Annotated in this window: 13 protein-coding genes; 11 read left to right on the top strand and 2 right to left on the bottom strand. The window is 71.6% G+C overall.

The features are described from left to right. Window positions 1-160 precede the first annotated feature (160 nt). The 3 genes from ACFV9Q_RS11875 (at window position 161) to ACFV9Q_RS11865 (ending at window position 2,779) form a co-directional block, all read left to right on the top strand. Entirely contained in the window at window positions 161-1,465 is a 1,305-nt protein-coding gene (locus ACFV9Q_RS11875; RefSeq protein WP_377234590.1) for an N-acetylglucosamine-6-phosphate deacetylase, read from the top strand. A gap of 24 nt (window positions 1,466-1,489) precedes the next feature. Beyond that, entirely contained in the window at window positions 1,490-2,110 is a 621-nt protein-coding gene (locus ACFV9Q_RS11870) for a DUF402 domain-containing protein (protein WP_377234589.1), read from the top strand. 87 nt (window positions 2,111-2,197) lie between these two features. Next, the gene (locus ACFV9Q_RS11865) at window positions 2,198-2,779 is read left to right on the top strand and encodes a GNAT family N-acetyltransferase (protein WP_377234588.1); all 582 of its coding nucleotides are present in this window, start codon (window positions 2,198-2,200) and stop codon (window positions 2,777-2,779) included. Here the strand turns inward: ACFV9Q_RS11865 and ACFV9Q_RS11860 are convergent. Next, entirely contained in the window at window positions 2,772-5,255 is a 2,484-nt protein-coding gene (locus ACFV9Q_RS11860) for a glycoside hydrolase family 3 C-terminal domain-containing protein (RefSeq protein ID WP_377234587.1), read from the bottom strand. The two genes, ACFV9Q_RS11865 and ACFV9Q_RS11860, sit on opposite strands and share 8 nt — an antisense overlap. Before the next feature lie 247 nt (window positions 5,256-5,502). On the opposite strand from ACFV9Q_RS11860, the gene ACFV9Q_RS11855 reads away from it, so the two are divergent. Genes ACFV9Q_RS11855 through ACFV9Q_RS11845 form a run of 3 tightly spaced genes read left to right on the top strand, consistent with a single transcriptional unit; the run spans window position 5,503 to window position 9,127 of the window. Next, entirely contained in the window at window positions 5,503-7,155 is a 1,653-nt protein-coding gene (locus tag ACFV9Q_RS11855; protein ID WP_377234586.1) for an extracellular solute-binding protein, read from the top strand. Continuing rightward, the gene (locus tag ACFV9Q_RS11850; RefSeq protein WP_377234585.1) at window positions 7,152-8,105 is read left to right on the top strand and encodes an ABC transporter permease; all 954 of its coding nucleotides are present in this window, start codon (window positions 7,152-7,154) and stop codon (window positions 8,103-8,105) included. The genes ACFV9Q_RS11855 and ACFV9Q_RS11850 overlap by 4 nt, the downstream gene beginning before the upstream one ends. After that, window positions 8,102-9,127 carry a carbohydrate ABC transporter permease gene (locus tag ACFV9Q_RS11845; protein ID WP_377234584.1) on the top strand — a complete coding sequence of 342 codons (1,026 nt, stop codon included), beginning with the start codon at window positions 8,102-8,104 and terminating at the stop codon, window positions 9,125-9,127. The genes ACFV9Q_RS11850 and ACFV9Q_RS11845 overlap by 4 nt, the downstream gene beginning before the upstream one ends. Window positions 9,128-9,147: 20 nt before the next feature. On the opposite strand, the gene ACFV9Q_RS11840 is transcribed toward ACFV9Q_RS11845, so the two are convergent. Then, complete coding sequence (locus ACFV9Q_RS11840) at window positions 9,148-10,164, bottom strand: LacI family DNA-binding transcriptional regulator (protein ID WP_377234583.1); 1,017 nt, start codon at window positions 10,162-10,164, stop codon at window positions 9,148-9,150. A 203-nt stretch (window positions 10,165-10,367) separates the two neighbouring features. Here ACFV9Q_RS11840 and ACFV9Q_RS11835 point away from each other — a divergent pair, with 203 nt between their 5' ends. From ACFV9Q_RS11835 to ACFV9Q_RS11815, 5 genes are read left to right on the top strand one after another with little or no spacing between them, the layout of a single operon-like run. Continuing rightward, entirely contained in the window at window positions 10,368-11,672 is a 1,305-nt protein-coding gene (locus ACFV9Q_RS11835; RefSeq protein WP_377229603.1) for an ABC transporter substrate-binding protein, read from the top strand. After that, window positions 11,665-12,642: a carbohydrate ABC transporter permease gene (locus ACFV9Q_RS11830; RefSeq protein WP_377234582.1), complete on the top strand. Its 978-nt coding sequence runs from the start codon at window positions 11,665-11,667 to the stop codon at window positions 12,640-12,642. The genes ACFV9Q_RS11835 and ACFV9Q_RS11830 overlap by 8 nt, the downstream gene beginning before the upstream one ends. A gap of 1 nt (window position 12,643) precedes the next feature. Then, window positions 12,644-13,528 carry a carbohydrate ABC transporter permease gene (locus ACFV9Q_RS11825; protein WP_377229605.1) on the top strand — a complete coding sequence of 295 codons (885 nt, stop codon included), beginning with the start codon at window positions 12,644-12,646 and terminating at the stop codon, window positions 13,526-13,528. A 46-nt stretch (window positions 13,529-13,574) separates the two neighbouring features. Further along, complete coding sequence (gene yicI / locus ACFV9Q_RS11820) at window positions 13,575-15,851, top strand: alpha-xylosidase (protein WP_377234581.1); 2,277 nt, start codon at window positions 13,575-13,577, stop codon at window positions 15,849-15,851. After that, complete coding sequence (locus ACFV9Q_RS11815; RefSeq protein ID WP_377234580.1) at window positions 15,848-17,284, top strand: GH1 family beta-glucosidase; 1,437 nt, start codon at window positions 15,848-15,850, stop codon at window positions 17,282-17,284. Before yicI ends, ACFV9Q_RS11815 begins: the two co-directional genes overlap by 4 nt. The last annotated feature ends 103 nt before the right edge of the window (window positions 17,285-17,387 follow it).

Raw genomic sequence — 17,387 nt, 5'->3', positions numbered from 1 at the left:
AAAAAGGGGGGCGGGGCAGGGACAACCAAAAACCCCCCCCCCCCAACCCCCCCCCCCCCCTCTTGGGTCTCTCCCCCTCCGCACCCCAAAAACGCTCAAACAACAAACACCCAGCACTCAACGGGCTGGGGTGGGGTGGGGCGGGTGGCAGGATGTGCGTGTGGCTGAATCCCTTGTCGTGCGTGGGCGTCTGGTGCTGGGTTCCTCCGTGGTGGACGACGGCGTCGTCGTCGCCCACGGCGGGCGCGTCGCCTTCGCCGGGGCCGTGGGCGACGCACTCGAGGCCGGGCACGGACCCGCCCTCGACGGAGTGCCGCCCGCTCCTGGGACGTTCGTGCTGCCGGGGCTCGTGGACCTGCACAACCACGGCGGGGGCGGCGCCTCGTTCCCCGACGTCACGTCGGCCGACGAGGCGATGGCGGGCGTGCTGGAGCACCGCGCCCACGGCACCACGACCCTGCTCGCGTCGCTCGTGTCGGCCCAGCCCGAGGTGCTGCTGCGGCGGGCCGCGGTGCTGGCCGAGCTCGCCGAGGCGGGGGAGATCGAGGGCCTGCACGCGGAGGGCCCGTTCCTCTCGTACCGTCGCCGCGGCGCCCACAACCCTGCTGACCTGCAGGAAGGCAGCGTCGAGCTGGTTCGCGACCTCGCCGCGGCAGCCCGCGGGTACCTGCGCACCATGACCGTCGCCCCGGAGGTGCCCGGCGTCACGGGACCCGGCGGCGTCGCCGAGGCGCTGGTCGAGGCCGGCGTGCTGCCCTCCCTGGGTCACACCGACGGAAGCACCGAGCAGGCCGAGGCGCTGATCGAACAGGTCACCGCGGCGCTGCGGGCCGCGAGCGGCGGCCCCGCGGGGCGCCGGACGCCCGGGCCCATGACCGCCACGCACCTGTTCAACGGCATGCGCCCCCTGCACCATCGCGCACCGGGGCCCATCGCGGCCTGCCTCGCGGCGGCGTCCCGGGGCGACATGGTCGTCGAGCTCGTCGGCGACGGGGTGCACCTCGACCCGGCGACCGTGCGCTCGGTGTTCGACATGGTGGGCGCGGACCAGGTGGTGCTGGTGACCGACGCGATGGCGGCGGCCGGCGTGGCCGACGGCCACTACGAGCTGGGCCCGATGTCGGTCGTGGTGCACGACGGCGTCGCCCGGATCGCCACACCCCAGGCCGCGCCCGGCGCGCCGGAGGAGGAGGGGCCGATCGCCGGCGGCACCGCGCACCTGATCGACGTCGTGCGCCACGCCGTGCGCGGCGGCGTCCCCCTGGTCGACGCCGTGCGCTCCGCGACGGCGGTGCCCGCCCGGGTGCTGGGGCTGGCCGGCGAGGTCGGCACCCTGGAGCCCGGCGCGCGCGCCGACGTGCTCGTCACGGACGCCGACCTGCGGCCCGTCCGGGTACTGCGCCACGGGGTCGACGTCGGCGGAGCTGCCGTCGACGAAGTTGACGCCGATGTCGCCGGGGCGTAACTCGTCGCTGTTAGCGTTCCCGGCATGACGTCTCCCGTTTTCCAGCCCGGTCAGACGGTGGTGCGCCGCGAGATCATGCGGGGCGAGCCCTGGATCGCGATCCCGCAGGTGTGCGTGCAGGACGACGGCGACCTGCTCGTCACCTACACGCCCGGCGGCACCCCGCTGGCGTACCCGGGCTCGGGCACGTTCCCCGTGGGGGAGCACCCCTGGAAGCTCGCCGGCAGCACGCGCTGGCGCGGCCACGGGCGTCTCGAGCTGCACTGGACCGGGGTGGAGCACTCCATCTTCCTGTTCTGGGACGGCCCCGAGCGCGCGTTCCAGGGCTGGTACTTCAACCTGGAGGACGCCCCGCGTCGCACGCCGATGGGGTTCGACACGCTCGACCACGAGCTGGACGTCTGGTGGGCGGCCGACGCCGAGACCTACGAGTTCAAGGACGTCGTCGAGTTCGAGGAGACCGGCCCCGACCGGTACCCCGGCCGGATGGAGCAGATCCGCGCCGAGGGCGCCCGGATCGCCGGGCTGCTCGACGCCGGCGAGCTCTGGTGGGACAAGGCCTGGGCCGACTGGACGCCGGACACCTCCTGGGAGCCCCGTGACGTGCCGGCCGGCTGGGAGAGCGTGGCGTTCGAGGCGCGCTGAGCGACGTCGTACCGGCACGACCGACTCGCCCGGCGATACCACCTCAATTCCGGTGGCAACCCGGGTCGTGGGCGCTACGGTCTGAGCGTGCCTTCTTCCGTGCCGCCCGCCTACCGTGCCGACCCCCGCTGGCCGGTGACCACCCCGCGCCTCACGCTCCGCCCGGTCGCCCCGGACGACGCGGAGGCCTTCTTCGCCTGGCGCTCGCGCCCCGACGTCGTGCGGTTCATGTACCAGCCGCCGTGGGACCGGCAGACGGCGGACGTCAAGCTCCGCACCTGGTCGAGCGCGCCGTTCGAGGAGCCGGGCGACGTGCTGGTGCTCGCCGTCGAGTCGGACGGCGACGTCATCGGCGAGACCATGCTCAAGTGGGCGGCCGGTCCCCGGCAGGCCGAGGTGGGCTACGCCCTCCACCCCGACGTCGGGGGCCACGGGCTGGCCACCGAGGCCGTGCGGGCCACCCTGCGGCTGGCCTTCGAGTCCTACGGCTTCCACCGCGTGTTCGCGCGCATCGACGAGGAGAACCTCCCGTCCGTCCGCGTGGTCCAGCGACTGGGCCTGCGGCAGGAGGCCCGCCTCGTGGAGAGCGACGTGCGCGACGGCGGGTGGTCCACCGAGCTGGTCTTCGCCATCCTCGACCGGGAGCACGCGGCGCGCGCGGTCAGCTGACGGCGAGCTCGGCCCGCACCCGCAGGTCCCCGGCCGACGGCCCGGACGCCACCGTGTACGTGCCCGGCTGCAGCACCATGGCGCCGTCGTGCCGGACGGCGAGGGCGCCCAGGTCCAGCGGCACCTCCACCTCGGCCGCCGCGCCCGGGGCCAGCCGCACGCGCGCGTGCCCCAGGAGCTGGCGGCGGGCGGCGGGCACCGGCAGGTCGGGGGACAGGCCGTGCACCGCGACGAGCTCGTCCACGGGGCGCTCGCCGGTGTTGCGCACCGTGACGACGGCGGTGGTCCCGCCGTCCCGCTCCGGCCCGGCCTCGCCGACCCCGCCGGCCGCGCGTTCCAGCCGCAGGCCCTCGTACGCGACGGTCGTGTAGCTCAGCCCGTGCCCGAACCAGTACGCCGGCTCGCCCGCCAGGTGGCGGTACGTGACGCCCTGGCGGGCCACGTCGTAGTCGAACAGGTCGCCCGCCTGGGCCTCGGTGGCCGGCCACGTCTGCGCGAGCCGCCCGAACGGCTCCGCGTCGCCGGACAGCACGTCCACCAGGCCGTTGCCGGCCTCCTGCCCGCCGTGCGCCGCCCAGACCAGCGCCCCGGCGCCCGCGCCGTCGTCCCCGGCAGGCCCGTCCAGCACGCTCGGCCCCAGCACGCCGGGCCCCAGCACGTACGGGTATGACGACGTGACGACCAGCACCGCCGCCGGGCACGCCTCGCGCGCGACCCGCCAGGTCTCGGCCATCTGCTCCGGCAGCGCGAGCGACGTCCGGTCCTCGGTCTCGCGTCCGCCCAGGTGCGGATCGTTGCCCACGGCTACCAGCACCACGTCCGCGGCGGCCGCGACCCGGGCCACCTCGGCGTGCCCCGAGACGACGGTGCGCCACGCGAACCGCTCGGCGTCCGCGAGCCGTGTCGCCTCGGCCACGAGCAGCCCCGAACCGAGCTGCACCCGCACCCAGCGCCCGCTCCCGACGTGCAGCAGCGACCACGTGCCGTCCGCGTGGTGGTGCCGCCGGAACGACTCCTGCACCACCCAGCCGCCGACCCGCTCGGCGTCGGCCCGAAGGATCCAGCCCGCGCCCGTCAGGAGCCGGTCCGAGGCGACCGACCGGAGCGTCAGCAGGCCGTCGCCCCAGTCGGTCACGTCCAGGTGGGTCCCCGGCCCGGCGTCCGGCGCGGACACGCTCACCTCGCCGGCGGCGGTGACGGTCACGTACCGGCCGGACGACGTCGCGCGCAGCGCCACCCGGTCCGCGCCGTCGACGACGTCCACGACGGCGTCGGGGTAGCGCTCCGCGACCGCGCGGGCGAGCGGGACGGCGTACGGCGGGGTGCCGGAGTACCAGTCGGTGAGCACCCGGTCGGCCAGGGGGCCGACGACGGCGATGCGGCCGGGCGCGCCCAGCGGCAGCGTGCCGTCGTTGCGCAGCAGCACCACGGACTTCGCCGCCGCCTCGCGCGCCAGGACCCGGTGCTCGGGGAGGTCGATCGCGTCGGGGCCGATGCCCGCGTACGGGTCCGCGTCCCCGTCGAGCTCGCCCGTGCGCAGCCGCAGCTCCAGCAGGCGCAGGGCGGCGGTGTCGACGTCCTCCTGCGTCAGCAGCCCGGCCGCCAGCGCCTCGCGCAGCCGGCCCAGGGTGACCGACGGGTCGGTGTCGTTGTCGGTGAACGAGTCGAGGCCCGCACGCACGGCCGCGGCGTGCGCCTGCGCGTGCCCGGCGAACGCCCGCTGGACGGTGACCAGGAAGGTGGGCGCGCCGGCGTCCGACACCACGGCCACCGACCCGGGCGCCCACGAGCGCAGCTCGGCCAGCAGGTCGCCCGACGTGTGCGCCGGAACCCCGTTGACCAGGTTGTACGACGGCATCACCGCGCCGGCGACACCCGCCTCGACGGGCCCGCGGTAGGCGGGCAGCTCGTACTCGTACAGGGTGCGCTCGGACAGGTTCGACGACGTCGCCGAGCGGTCGGTCTCGTTGCCGTACCCGAGGAAGTGCTTGAGCGCCGGGACCGTCTTCCACACCGTCGGGTGGTCCCCGCGCAGCCCGGCGCAGTACGCCGTCGCGAGCTGGGAGACGAGCCGCGGCTCCTCGCTGTACCCCTCCTCGCCCCGGCCCCAGGCGGGGTGTCGCAGCGGGTTCACCACGGGTGCCCAGACGTTCAGGGAGACCGCCGGGTCCGCCGCGTGCTTGGCCCGCAGCTCGGTGGCGACCAGGTCGCCCAGGCGGCGCAGCAGGTCGGTGTCCCACGTGGCGCCCAGCCCGACCGGCTGGGGGAGCACGGTGGCGCGGCCGAGCCACGCGACCCCGTGCAGCGCCTCGGCGCCCGTGTGGAAGGGGGCGAGGCCGAGCCGTTCGATCGCGGGCTGGTGCTGGTGCAGCAGGCTCAGCCGCTCGTCGGGGGTGAGGCGGTCCAGCAGGTCGCGGGCCCGGTCGGTGAGCGGGGCGGCGGGGTCGCGGAAGAGGGGCTGCGTCTGGTTCGGCACGTCGTCGTGCTCCCTTGGCGTCGGGGTCGTGCGGGCGGTCTACGTCCGGTCGAAGAGTAGGCCCAGTCCTCGAAACGGTTCAATGGTCAATTGCCCAATTCAGGGCGAATCATTGCCTCGACTTCTGCGTTTGCCCTACTGTTCTGCCAACGATGTAGGTCGAAGCGCTTCGACGTCGAGGCGCCCGAACTTCCGTCGTGTCCGGGCACACAGACGTGCCGCGCTGTCCACAAAGGAGTGAAGAGCCATGACAGCACCCCACCTGACCGGCGGGCTCAGCCGCCGGTCGTTCCTCGGCTTCCTCGCGGTCGGCGCCGGCGTCGTCGGCGTCCCGTCCCTGCTCACCGCGTGCACCACAGGCGCGGCGGGTCCCGCGCAGGGCGGCGCCACCGTGAGCTCGGGCGTGCTGCCCACCTACGTGCCGGTCGAGTACGTCAAGCCCGACTTCCCGTCGGTCAACGGCTCCACCGCCGGCTACGCCTCGATCCCCGACGAGCTGGTCACGGCGTTCGAGACGGCGCCCGGGTCGGGCGGCACCTACACGGCGATGACGCCCCTGTGGAGCGCCATCCCGAAGACGTCCGGCAACCCCTACTTCGACGCGGTGAGCGAGGCGATGGGCACCACCGTCGAGTTCCAGATCTCCGACGGCAACACCTACGGCGACAAGCTCGCGGCCGTGCTCGCGTCGGCGAAGGACGTGCCGGACTGGGTCTGCGTGCCCACCTGGAACTTCCCGCCGCGGTTCGCCCAGGCCGTCGACGCCCTCTTCGAGGACCTCACGCCGTACCTGTCCGGCGACAACGTCAAGAAGTACAAGAACCTCGCCAACATCCCCACGGACGCCTGGCGCTACGGCGTCTTCAACGACAAGCTCTACGGCCTGCCGTTCCCGGGGGAGCTGGTCCACCTGGCGACGTTCTACCGGGCCGACCTCTTCGCCGAGCTCGGCATCACCGAGCAGCCGAGGGACGCCGACGAGTTCATCGAGCTCGCCAAGGAGCTGACCGACCCGGGCAAGAAGTGCTGGGGCTCGGCCGACCAGTGGATCACGGCGAACATGATGTTCGCGGTGCCCCCGGAGAAGGGCTGGAAGCTGGCCGACGACGGCTCGCTGATCAGCCGCGTCGAGTCCGAGGAGTACCGGGCGGCGCTGGACTGGCAGGCCCGGCTGTACAAGTCGGGCGCGGTGCACCCGACGGCCGTGGCCGACAAGCCAGAGGAGATGAAGCCGCTCTTCGAGTCCGGCGAGATCCTGATCGTCAACGACGGCGTAGGCGGCTGGCACGAGTCCCTGGGCCGGGTGCTGCCGAGCAACCCGGACTTCGACCCGCGGCCGTTCGACCCGTTCGCCCACGACGGCGGCACGCCGCGGATCTGGAAGGGCGCCCCGGCGGACATGTTCTCGTTCCTGAAGAAGCGGGACGACAAGGCGCAGATCGAGGAGCTCCTCGCCGCCGCGGACTTCCTCGCCTCGCCGTTCGGCACCACCGAGTTCCAGCTCGTCAACTTCGGCGTCGAGGGTGAGCACTACGAGATCGACGGCGACGGCCTGCCGCAGGCCACGGACGCCGCCGCCGACGACGTGGCGCCGTCGTACATCTTCCTCGTGGACCCGCCGAAGGTGAACGCGCAGGTGCAGTACAAGGGTTACGTCGAGGCCTACTGCACGTGGATGGCCGCTGCCTCCGAGTACGTCGAGGAGCCCCTCTTCTACGGCAAGCAGATCACGGAGCCGTCGCAGTTCGCGTCGCTCGGCACGCCGTTCGTCGACCTGGAGAAGGACATCTCGCGCGGGCGCAAGACCCTCGCGGACCTGGACGACGCCGTGGAGACGTGGCGCAGCAGCGGCGGTGAGGAGCTGCGCGCGTTCTACCAGGACATCCTGGACGAGCAGTGAGCACCGCGACCTCACGGGCGGACGCCCCGCCCCGGCGCAGGATCCCCTGGACCGTCCGGGCGCGGCGCGACCGCTCGCTGCTGATCATGGTGGCCCCGGCGGTGCTGCTGCTGGCCGTGTTCGCCTACGTGCCGATGCTCGGCAACGTGGTGGCCTGGCAGGACTACTCGCCGTACGTCGGCATCCGGGAGAGCCCGTTCATCGGGTGGGCCAACTTCGCGCGCGTCCTGACCAACCCGCTCTTCCTCGACGCCGTGGGGAACACGCTGGTCATCACCGCGTTCCAGCTCGTGTTCTTCTTCCCGGTGCCGATCGTGCTCGCGCTGCTCCTGAACAGCGTGCTCTCGCCGGGGCTGCGCACGACCATCCAGTCGATCGTGTACCTGCCGCACTTCTTCTCCTGGGTGATCGTCGTGACGATCTTCCAGCAGATCTTCGGCGGGGCCGGGATGGTGGCGACCCGGCTGCGGGAGGCGGGGTACTCGGGCTTCGACCTGATGACCAATCCGGACACGTTCCTGCTGCTGCTCACGGCGCAGTCGGTCTGGAAGGACGCCGGCTGGGGCATCATCATCTTCCTCGCGGCGCTGGCCACCGTGGACCCTCAGCTCTACGAGGCGTCGGTGGTCGACGGCGCGGGCCGGTGGCGGCGGATGTGGCACGTGACCCTCCCCGCGCTGCGGCCGGTGATCGTCCTGCTGCTGATCCTGCGGCTGGGCGACGCGCTCACCGTCGGGTTCGAGCAGCTCATCCTCCAGCGCGGTGCCGTCGGCACCGATGTCGCGGAGGTGCTCGACACGTTCGTGTACTACCAGGGCGTCGTCAACGGCGACTGGGCCTTCGCGGCGGCCGCGGGCCTCGTCAAGGGTCTGGTGTCGCTCGCCCTGGTGCTCGGGGCCAACAAGCTCGCCCACCTGGTGGGCGAGGCGGGGGTGTATCAGCGCGCATGAGTGCCGACATCAAGAACGAGACGGGGACGACGCCGGCGCGGCCGGCGCCGTCGTCCACGACGCCCGAGCCGGGCCGCGCCCGGCAGCCGGCACAGGGTCCGAGCCGGTACCGCGCCCTGCTGCGCGGCCGGAACCGCCCGGTCTGGGAGGAGGACCCCAACCCGCTGGGGCTCCTGGTCAAGGGGGTGGCGCTGCTGCTCATCGTGGCCACCGTCGTCTACCCCCTGTACACGGTGGTGCTCACCAGCCTGTCGACCCAGGCGGACATCACCCGGTCCGGCGGCCTGGTCACGTTGCCCGGCGGCCTGACGTTCGCGGCCTACGAGCAGATCCTGTCCGGCGGGATCGTCACACGGGCCACGATCGTGAGCATCGGCATCACCGTGGTCGGCACCGTGCTCTCGACCACTGTGTCCGTGCTGGCGGCGTACGGCCTGAGCCGGCCGGGCTCCTTCGCCCACCGGCCCCTCCTGTTCGTCTTCCTGATCACCATGTTCTTCGGTGCGGGGATGATCCCGACGTACCTGCTGGTGAGCAACCTGGGGCTGATCGACAGCTACTGGTCGCTCATCCTCCCGGGGGCCGTCAGCGCGTTCAACGTGCTCATCCTGCGGGCGTTCTTCATGGGCATCGACCGGTCCATCACGGACGCGGCCAAGATCGACGGCGCGGGGGACTGGCGCATCCTGGGGCAGATCGTGCTGCCCATGTCCAAGGCCGTGGTGGCGGTGGTCGCGCTGTTCTACGGCGTCGGCTACTGGAACGCGTTCTTCAACGCCATGCTCTACATCAACGACAACGCGAAGTGGCCGCTGCAGCTCGTGCTGCGGTCCTACGTGCTGCAGGGCGTGACGCTGCCGGGCAGCGGCGTGGGCCAGGTCGACGTCGCCGACGGCGCCGTGACCGGCCTGCCGGTCAAGATGGCCGTGATGGTGCTGGCGATCGTGCCGATCCTGGTCGTGTACCCGCTGGTGCAGCGGCACTTCACGAAGGGCGTGATCTTCGGGGCCATCAAGGGATGAGCGGCGGCCCGCTCCCGCCGTCAGCCGTCCTCGGCGGCGGGACCGGGCGCCGAGCTCTCGCGTTCGGTCAGCACGGGGGCGAGCAGCCGGGTCTCGGACGGCTGCTCGCTCTCGAGGCGCGCCATCACCATGTCCACGGCCACCTTGCCGATGCCCTCGGCGGGCAGGTCGATGCTGGTCATCGGGATGCGCTGGGACAGCGCCACGTCGGTGGGGCAGACCGCGACCACCGACATGTCCCGGCCGACCACCAGGCCGCGCTCGGTCAGCCGGGACAGCACGTGGGGCAGGGCGCCCTCGTTGTGCACCACGATGCCGGTGGTGTCCGGGGCGGTGGCCAGCAGGGTGTCCACGGCGGTCGAGGCGCCCGACGGCGACGAGTCGCACGCCTCCACCTTGACCGTCACGCCGGAGCTGCGGGCCTGTTCGCGCAGGCCCCGCATCATCCGCTCGGCGTAGGAGGTGTGCCGCCGCAGCACCTCGGGCGGCGAGCCGATGAGGGCCACGTCGGTGTGGCCCGTCTGCGCGAGGTGCCGCACGGCGAGCCGGCCCGCGGCCTCGAAGTCGAGGTCCACGCAGCTCAGCCCCTCCGGGTCCTGGGGCAGGCCGATGAGCACCGTGGGCTGCTTGGCGGCGGCCACCAGGGGCACGCGCGGGTCGTCGGCCTCGATGTCCATCATGACCAGCGCGTCGACCATCGAGCCGCCGGTCACGCGGTCCAGGCCGCTCACGTCGTCCTGGGTCAGCAGCAGCACGTCGTGGTCGAAGTCGCGCGCCCGCGTGACCACGCCCGCCACGAACTGCATGATGACCGGCACGTTCACGCCCACCCGGAGCGGCGCCATCAGCGCGATGACGTTGGTGCGCGCGGACGCCAGCGCCCGGGCGCCGGCGTGCGGGCGGTAGCCGAGCTTCTCGATCGCGCGCTCGACCCGTGCCCGGGTGGGTGCGGAGATGGGGCGCTTGCCGGACAGCACGTAGGACACCGTCGAGGTCGACACCCCCGCCGTCCTCGCGACGTCGTCGATCGTAGCCACGGTGCTCCCTTCGGGTCGGTGCCGGTGCAGGTAGCGCGCGGTGCCGGCACACCAGTGTGCCGCATAGTAGGGAAGCGCTTCGACAGAAGACTAGCGTTTCGTGCCGAAAGTGCCACTAGACATCCGTGAGAGTCTAGGTTTAGCGTGTTGAAACGCTTCGACGATCCGGACGCAGCAGTTCGGACGTGGACCAAGGAGATGCAATGAGGCACAAGCGGACGATGACGGTCGTGGCGGCGGCGATGGCCGGCGCCATGGCACTGGCCGGATGCACCGGCCAGGGCGGCGGCGGTGGCGACACCGACGACAGCACGCTCACCATCTGGCACTACGAGAACGAGGACTCGGCGATGGGCAAGGCCTGGGCCAAGGCCATCGAGATCTTCGAGGAGGAGAACCCGGACGTCACGGTCGACGTCGAGAAGCAGACGTTCGAGCAGATCCAGAAGAACGCCAAGATCGTGCTCACGGGCGACGACGTGCCCGACGTCATGGAGTTCAACAAGGGCAACGCGACCGCGGGCCAGCTCGCGGCCCAGGGCCTGCTGACCCCGCTGACCGACGCGGCCACCGAGCGCGGCTGGGACGAGAAGCTGTCCGGCTCGCTCGCGACCACGGCGACGTACGACGAGCAGGGCCTCATGGGCTCCGGCGAGTGGTACGGCGTGCCGAACTACGGCGAGTTCGTCGGCGTCTACTACAACAAGGAGATGCTGGCCGACCTCGGGCTGGAGGTGCCGACCACCCTCGACGAGTTCGAGGACGTGCTGGCCGCCTTCAAGAAGGAGGGCATCACGCCGCTGGCCGAGGCCGGCGCCGAGTACCCGCTGGGCCAGCTCTGGTACGAGCTCGTGCTCGCCTACGGCGACCGCCAGCTCGTGGACGACTACCAGCTGTTCGCGAACGACGTCGACTTCCACAACGACGCGATGACGAAGGCCACCGAGAAGCTCGACGAGTGGATCGACAAGGGCTACATCGCCTCCGACTCCGCGGCCCTGACCGCCGAGGACATGGGCGTCTCGTTCATCGACGGCACCTACCCGCTCATGGTCAGCGGCTCCTGGTGGTTCGGCCGCCTGGTGACCGAGACCAAGGCCGACTGGGGCCAGTTCAACTTCCCGGGCAACTCGCTGCACACCGGCTCGTCCGGCAACCTCTGGGTGGTCCCGGCCAACGCCGACTCCCCGAGCCTCGCCGAGGAGTTCATCGACATCACGCTGCGCCCGGAGGTGCAGGACGTGCTGGCCACCGAGGGCGGCCTGCCCGTGGCCGGCGACCCGTCCGTGATCGAGGACGAGCGCACGCGCGAGCTCACCGAGAACTTCCAGGCGATCCTCGACGAGGACGGCCTGGCGTACTACCCCGACTGGCCCGTGGCCGGCTACTACGACGTGATCGTCAGCGAGCTGCAGTCCCTGGTCAACCGGTCGAAGACGCCGGCCGAGGTGCTGGACGGGCTGCAGAGCTCGTACGACGAGGGCAAGGCCGACCTGCTCGATGGCTGACACCGTCGTGACCGACCGGCGCGCACGGGCGGACCAGCGCCCGCGCGCGCCGCGCGGAACGCGCCGTCGTCGGGCGCAGTGGGTGGCGTACCTGCCCTACCTGCTGCCCGGCGCGGTCGCGTTCGTCGTGGTCATCGGCTACCCGCTGGTGACCAACGTGTACTTCAGCCTGTTCAAGTGGCGCGGCGGGATGGCGCCGCTGCGCTGGAACGGGCTGGGCAACTACGTCGACCTGCTGGGCGACGACAAGTTCTGGACGTCGTTCGGCAACTCGCTCGCGATGATCGTCGCGATGGTGCTGGTGCCCACGCTGCTGGGCCTGGTGCTGGCGGCGGTGCTGTTCGACTACCTCGGACGGCGGTTCGGCGAGCGCGTCTCGTCGGTGCTGCGGGCCACGTACTACCTGCCGCAGATCCTGCCCGTCGCCGTGGCGGGCGTGCTGTGGAACTGGATCCTGAACTCCCAGACGGGCGCGCTCAACGTGATCCTGCGGGGCATCGGCATCGAGTCGCCGCCCAACTGGCTGGGCGACCCCACGACGGCCCTGCCGTCGGTGATGCTCGTGCTGATCTGGGTCCAGATGGGCTACCCCGTGGTCATCTTCATGGCTGCGCTCCAGCGCGTGGACCCCGAGCTGTACGAGGCGGCCGAGCTCGACGGCGCAGGCTGGTGGGACCGGTTCCGGGCCATCACCGTGCCCCAGATCCGCCCCGAGACGTTTGTGGTGACCCTGACCTGCACGGTCGCGGCGCTCAAGGTGTTCGGGCCCATCTACGTGCTGACGCGCGGCGGGCCCGAGAGCTCGACGCTGGTGCCCAGCTACTACTCGTACCTGAACTTCTTCGACAAGTCCCAGGTCGGCTACGGGTCCGCGATCGCCACGGTGCTCACGCTCGTGATCGTCGCCGTGGCCCTGATCATCCTCGGCCTGCAGAACCGGGCCGAACGACGTGAGAGGGAGGGGGTCTGACATGGCCGTCGCCACAGACCCGCGGCCCGCGCAGGTGCGGGCCACCGCCATCGACTCCCGGTACCGCCGCGGCGCGGGCCGCTGGCTCGTGCTGGCCGCCGCCGTCCTGGTGGGCCTCGCGGTGCTCGCGCCGTTCGGGATCATGCTGCTCAACGCGTTCAAGTCGCCGCAGGACTACGCGGCCAACGGCCCGCTGTCCCTGCCGTCGGGCCTGTACCTCGACGGCGTCGTGGCCTTCTGGGAGCGCACCGACTTCCCGGTCAAGCTCTGGAACTCGGTGTTCATCTCGGCCGTCGTGGCCGTGCTGGGCGCGCTGCTGTCGCTGCTGAACGCGTACGCGATCGGCATCGGCCGCGTGAAGGGGCGGCTGTGGATCGTCGCCCTGTTCCTGCTGGCCAACATGCTGCCGCAGGAGGCGCTGATCTACCCGCTGTTCACCATGGCGCAGTCGGTCGGCCTGTCGAACTCGCAGTGGTCGGTGATCATCATCTTCACCGTCATCCAGTCGGCGTTCGGCACGTACCTGCTGTCGTCCGTGCTCGGCACGTTCCCGCCCGCGCTGCTGGAGGCGGCCGCCCTGGACGGCGCGAGCCGCTGGCGCATCCTCTGGCAGGTCGTGTTCCCGATCGTGCGGCCCACGCTCTCGGTGCTGATGATCTTCTTCTTCATCTGGACCTGGAACGAGTTCTTCATCCCGCTGGTCATGCTGACCAGCAACGACACCCAGACCATCCCCATCGCCCTGGCCTCCCTGCAGGGCGACCGGATGATGGACGCGCCCACGATCAACGCGGGCTCGCTCGTGTCGCTGGTGCCGGCCGTCATCTTCTTCCTGATCTTCCAGCGCACCCTGACCCGGGGCGTGACCGCCGGGGCGGTCAAGTGACCCCGTTCCACCACACGGCCATCCAGAGACGAGCGAGGCGCCACCCATGAGATTCACCGACGGCTACTGGCAGCTGCGCCCCGGCGTGGACGTGCTCCGGCCCCGCGACGTCGACTCGGTCGAGGCCGGCGACGAGACCCTGACCGTGTACGCGCCCACCGCGCCCATCACCAAGCGCGGCGACACCCTGAACCGCCCGGTCGTGACCGTCACGTTCGACGCCCCGGCGGACGACGTCATCGGCGTGCGCATCGAGCACCACCAGGGCCGCCGCGATCCCGGCCCGCACTTCGCGGTCAACCGGGAGCCGGGCGTGGTCAAGGTCGTGACCCCCGCCGCCCCGGGCGAGGGTCCAGCCGAGCTGACGTCGGGCGGCCTCACGGCCCGCGTCTCGACCGACGGCGAGTGGCAGGTCGACTTCGTGGCGGGCGGCGAGGTGCTCACCACGTCGTCGGCGCGGAGCGTCGGGCTGGCGAGCACGCCCGAGGGCGACTTCGTGCACGAGCAGCTCGGGCTCTCCGTGGGCGAGCACGTCTACGGGCTGGGCGAGCGGTTCGGCGCGTTCGTGAAGAACGGCCAGAGCGTCGACGTCTGGAACGAGGACGGCGGCACGGCCAGCGAGCAGGCCTACAAGAACGTGCCGTTCTACCTGACCGACCGCGGCTACGGCGTGTTCGTGGCCCACCCGGAGAAGGTCTCGTTCGAGGTGGGCTCCGAGGTGGTCAGCCGCACCCAGTTCTCCGTGCCGGGGCAGACGCTGCAGTACTACGTGATCCACGGGCCCACCCCGGCCGAGATCCTGCGCCGGTACACGGCGCTGACGGGGCGCCCCGCCGTCGTCCCCGCCTGGTCGTACGGCCTGTGGCTCTCCACGTCGTTCACCACGGACTACTCCGAGTCCACGGTCATGAGCTTCGTCGACGGCATGGCCGAGCGGGACATCCCGCTGTCGGTCTTCCACTTCGACTGCTTCTGGATGCGGCAGTTCCACTGGTGCGACTTCGTGTGGGACCCGGCCACGTTCCCGGACCCCGAGGGCATGCTCGCCCGGCTGCACGAGCGCGACCTGAAGGTCTGCGTCTGGATCAACCCGTACATCGCGCAGCGCTCCCATCTGTTCCGCGAGGGGGCGGAGAAGGGTTACCTGGTCACCACGGCCGACGGCGACGTCTGGCAGTGGGACAAGTGGCAGGCCGGCATGGCGCTGGTCGACTTCACCAACCCCGAGGCCGCCGCCTGGTACCAGGACAAGCTGCGCGTGCTGCTGGACCAGGGCGTCGACTGCTTCAAGACGGACTTCGGGGAGCGCATCCCCACCGACGTCGTCTGGCACGACGGGTCCGACCCGCAGCGGATGCACAACTTCTACGCCTCGCTCTACAACAAGACGGTGTTCGACCTCCTGGAGGAGGAGCGGGGCACCGGCGAGGCCGTGCTGTTCGCGCGTTCGGCCACGGCGGGCACCCAGGCGTTCCCCGTGCACTGGGGCGGCGACTGCGAGTCCACGTTCGTGTCCATGGCGGAGTCCCTGCGCGGCGGTCTCTCGCTGTCGCTGTCCGGGTTCGGCTACTGGAGCCACGACATCGGCGGGTTCGAGGGCACGCCCGACCCGGCCGTCTTCAAGCGGTGGACGGCGTTCGGCCTGCTGTCCTCGCACTCGCGCCTGCACGGGTCGAGCTCGTACCGCGTCCCGTGGGCGTTCGACGACGAGGCCGTCGACGTGACGCGCAAGTTCACCCGGCTGAAGATGCGGCTCATGCCGTACCTCGGCGGGGCCGGATCCGAGGCCGCCGGGGCGGGGCTTCCCGTGATGCGGCCGATGGTGCTGGAGTTCCCGTCCGACCGGAGCGCCGCCACCGTGGACACCCAGTACATGCTGGGCTCGTCGCTGCTGGTCGCGCCCGTGTTCGGCGAGTCCCGCGCGGAGTACTACCTGCCCGAGGGGGAGTGGACGCGCCTGCCGGAGGTCGCGGCCGACGGCCTGGCCCCGACGGTCACCGGGTCCCGCTGGGTGGCCGAGAAGCACGGGTTCGACACCCTGCCCGTGCTGGTGCGGCCCGGCACGGTGCTGCCCGTCGGCGCCCGCGACGACCGGCCCGACTACGCGTGGGCCGAGGGCGTGACGTTACGCTGCACCCGTCTGCCCGAAGGGTTCGACGAAGAGATCCTGGTCCCCGGTGGCACCGGCGCCCCGGCGACGTTCCGTGTGCGGTACGAGTCCGGCGTCGTGCACGTGACCAGTGCTGACGCTCCTGGCGAATGGAGCGTCGAGAACGAAGGCAAGACCGTTCGGGCCACCGGCCCGGGAGAGGTGGCACTGTGAGTGCACGGAAGTTCCCCACGGATTTCCTCTGGGGATCGGCGACCGCGTCGTACCAGATCGAGGGTGGCGCGACCGAGGGCGGCCGCGGGCCGTCCATCTGGGACACGTTCTCGCACACGCCGGGCCGGACGCTGAACGGTGACACGGGTGACGTCGCCGACGACCACTTCCACCGCTGGCAGGAGGATGTCGAGCACATCAAGAACCTGGGCCTGGGCGCCTACCGGTTCTCGATCGCGTGGCCGCGGGTGCAGCCGGGCGGCTCCGGCGAGTTCAACGCCGAGGGCATCCGGTTCTACTCGGACCTCGTGGACGGGCTGATCGCCGCGGGCGTCAAGCCCGTCGTCACGCTCTACCACTGGGACCTCCCGCAGGAGCTGGAGGACGCCGGCGGCTGGACCAACCGCGAGACCGCCTACGCGTTCGCCCGCTACGCCCGCAAGATGGCCGAGGAGCTGGGCGACCGCATCGACGTCTGGACCACGCTCAACGAGCCGTGGTGCACGGCCTACCTGGGCTATGGCTCGGGCGTGCACGCGCCGGGCCGCACGGAGTCCCTGGCCGCGCTGCAGGCGGTGCACCACCTCAACCTGGCGCACGGCCTCGCCGTCCAGCAGATCCGCGAGGTGCTCGGTGACTCCGCCAAGACGTCGATCACGCTGAACCTGCACGTGTTCCGGCCGGACGACCCGTCGTCCGCGGTCGACCAGGGCGCCGTCCGCAAGGTGGACGCGCTGGCCAACCGGGCCTTCCTCGGGCCGGTCCTGGACGGCGCCTACCCCGCGGACCTGCTCGAGAACACCGCCTCGGTGACCGACTGGTCGTTCGTGCAGGACGGCGACCTGGAGGCCATCGCGCAGCCGCTCGACGTGCTGGGCGTCAACTACTACTCGACGGCGCGCGTGCGGCACTTCTCCGGCGAGGGGGAGCGGCAGCAGGCCGACGGGCACAAGGACTCCGCGGGCACCCCGTGGATCGCGGCCGACGACGTCGAGTTCCTGCCGCAGCCCGGCCCGTACACCGCCATGGGCTGGAACATCGAGCCGGCCGGCCTCACGGACCTGCTCGTCTCGCTGCGCGACACCTACCCCGACCAGCCGCTCATGGTCACCGAGAACGGCGCCGCGTTCGCGGACACCGTGGTGGTCGAGGACGGCGTGGCGCGCGTGCACGACGTCGAGCGCGTCTCGTACCTGCACGACCACGTCGAGGCGCTCGGGCTCGCCCGGGACCAGGGCGTGGACGTGCGCGGGTACTTCGCGTGGTCGCTGCTCGACAACTTCGAGTGGGCCTACGGGTACGACCGCCGGTTCGGCATCATCCGCGTCGACTACGAGACGCTGGAGCGCACCTGGAAGGACTCGGCGCACTGGTACCGCCGTCTGGCGACGACGAACACGCTGCCGACGGTGGACGAGGTCTCGCCGGCCTGACCTCTTGCCCCGGACCCGGCGCTGCCGGGCCGGGGTCGTCGAACGTAGGGATCGTCGTCGCATGCGCCCGTATGCGACGACGATCCCTACGTTCGTACCCGAC

This window comes from Promicromonospora sp. NPDC059942 (genome assembly GCF_042731755.1).
Taxonomy (GTDB): Bacteria; Actinomycetota; Actinomycetes; order Actinomycetales; family Cellulomonadaceae; genus Promicromonospora.
Note: the sequence above shows the minus strand (reverse complement) of the source record. Positions and strands in the feature narration are given on the sequence as shown.

Coding starts and splice junctions, on each gene's coding strand:
- ACFV9Q_RS11825 (WP_377229605.1), top strand. CDS start 12,644: ATGGCCGTCGCCACAGACCCGCGGCCCGCGCAGGTGCGGGCCACCGCC.
- yicI (WP_377234581.1), top strand. CDS start 13,575: ATGAGATTCACCGACGGCTACTGGCAGCTGCGCCCCGGCGTGGACGTG.
- ACFV9Q_RS11870 (WP_377234589.1), top strand. CDS start 1,490: ATGACGTCTCCCGTTTTCCAGCCCGGTCAGACGGTGGTGCGCCGCGAG.
- ACFV9Q_RS11845 (WP_377234584.1), top strand. CDS start 8,102: ATGAGTGCCGACATCAAGAACGAGACGGGGACGACGCCGGCGCGGCCG.
- ACFV9Q_RS11835 (WP_377229603.1), top strand. CDS start 10,368: ATGAGGCACAAGCGGACGATGACGGTCGTGGCGGCGGCGATGGCCGGC.
- ACFV9Q_RS11830 (WP_377234582.1), top strand. CDS start 11,665: ATGGCTGACACCGTCGTGACCGACCGGCGCGCACGGGCGGACCAGCGC.
- ACFV9Q_RS11855 (WP_377234586.1), top strand. CDS start 5,503: ATGACAGCACCCCACCTGACCGGCGGGCTCAGCCGCCGGTCGTTCCTC.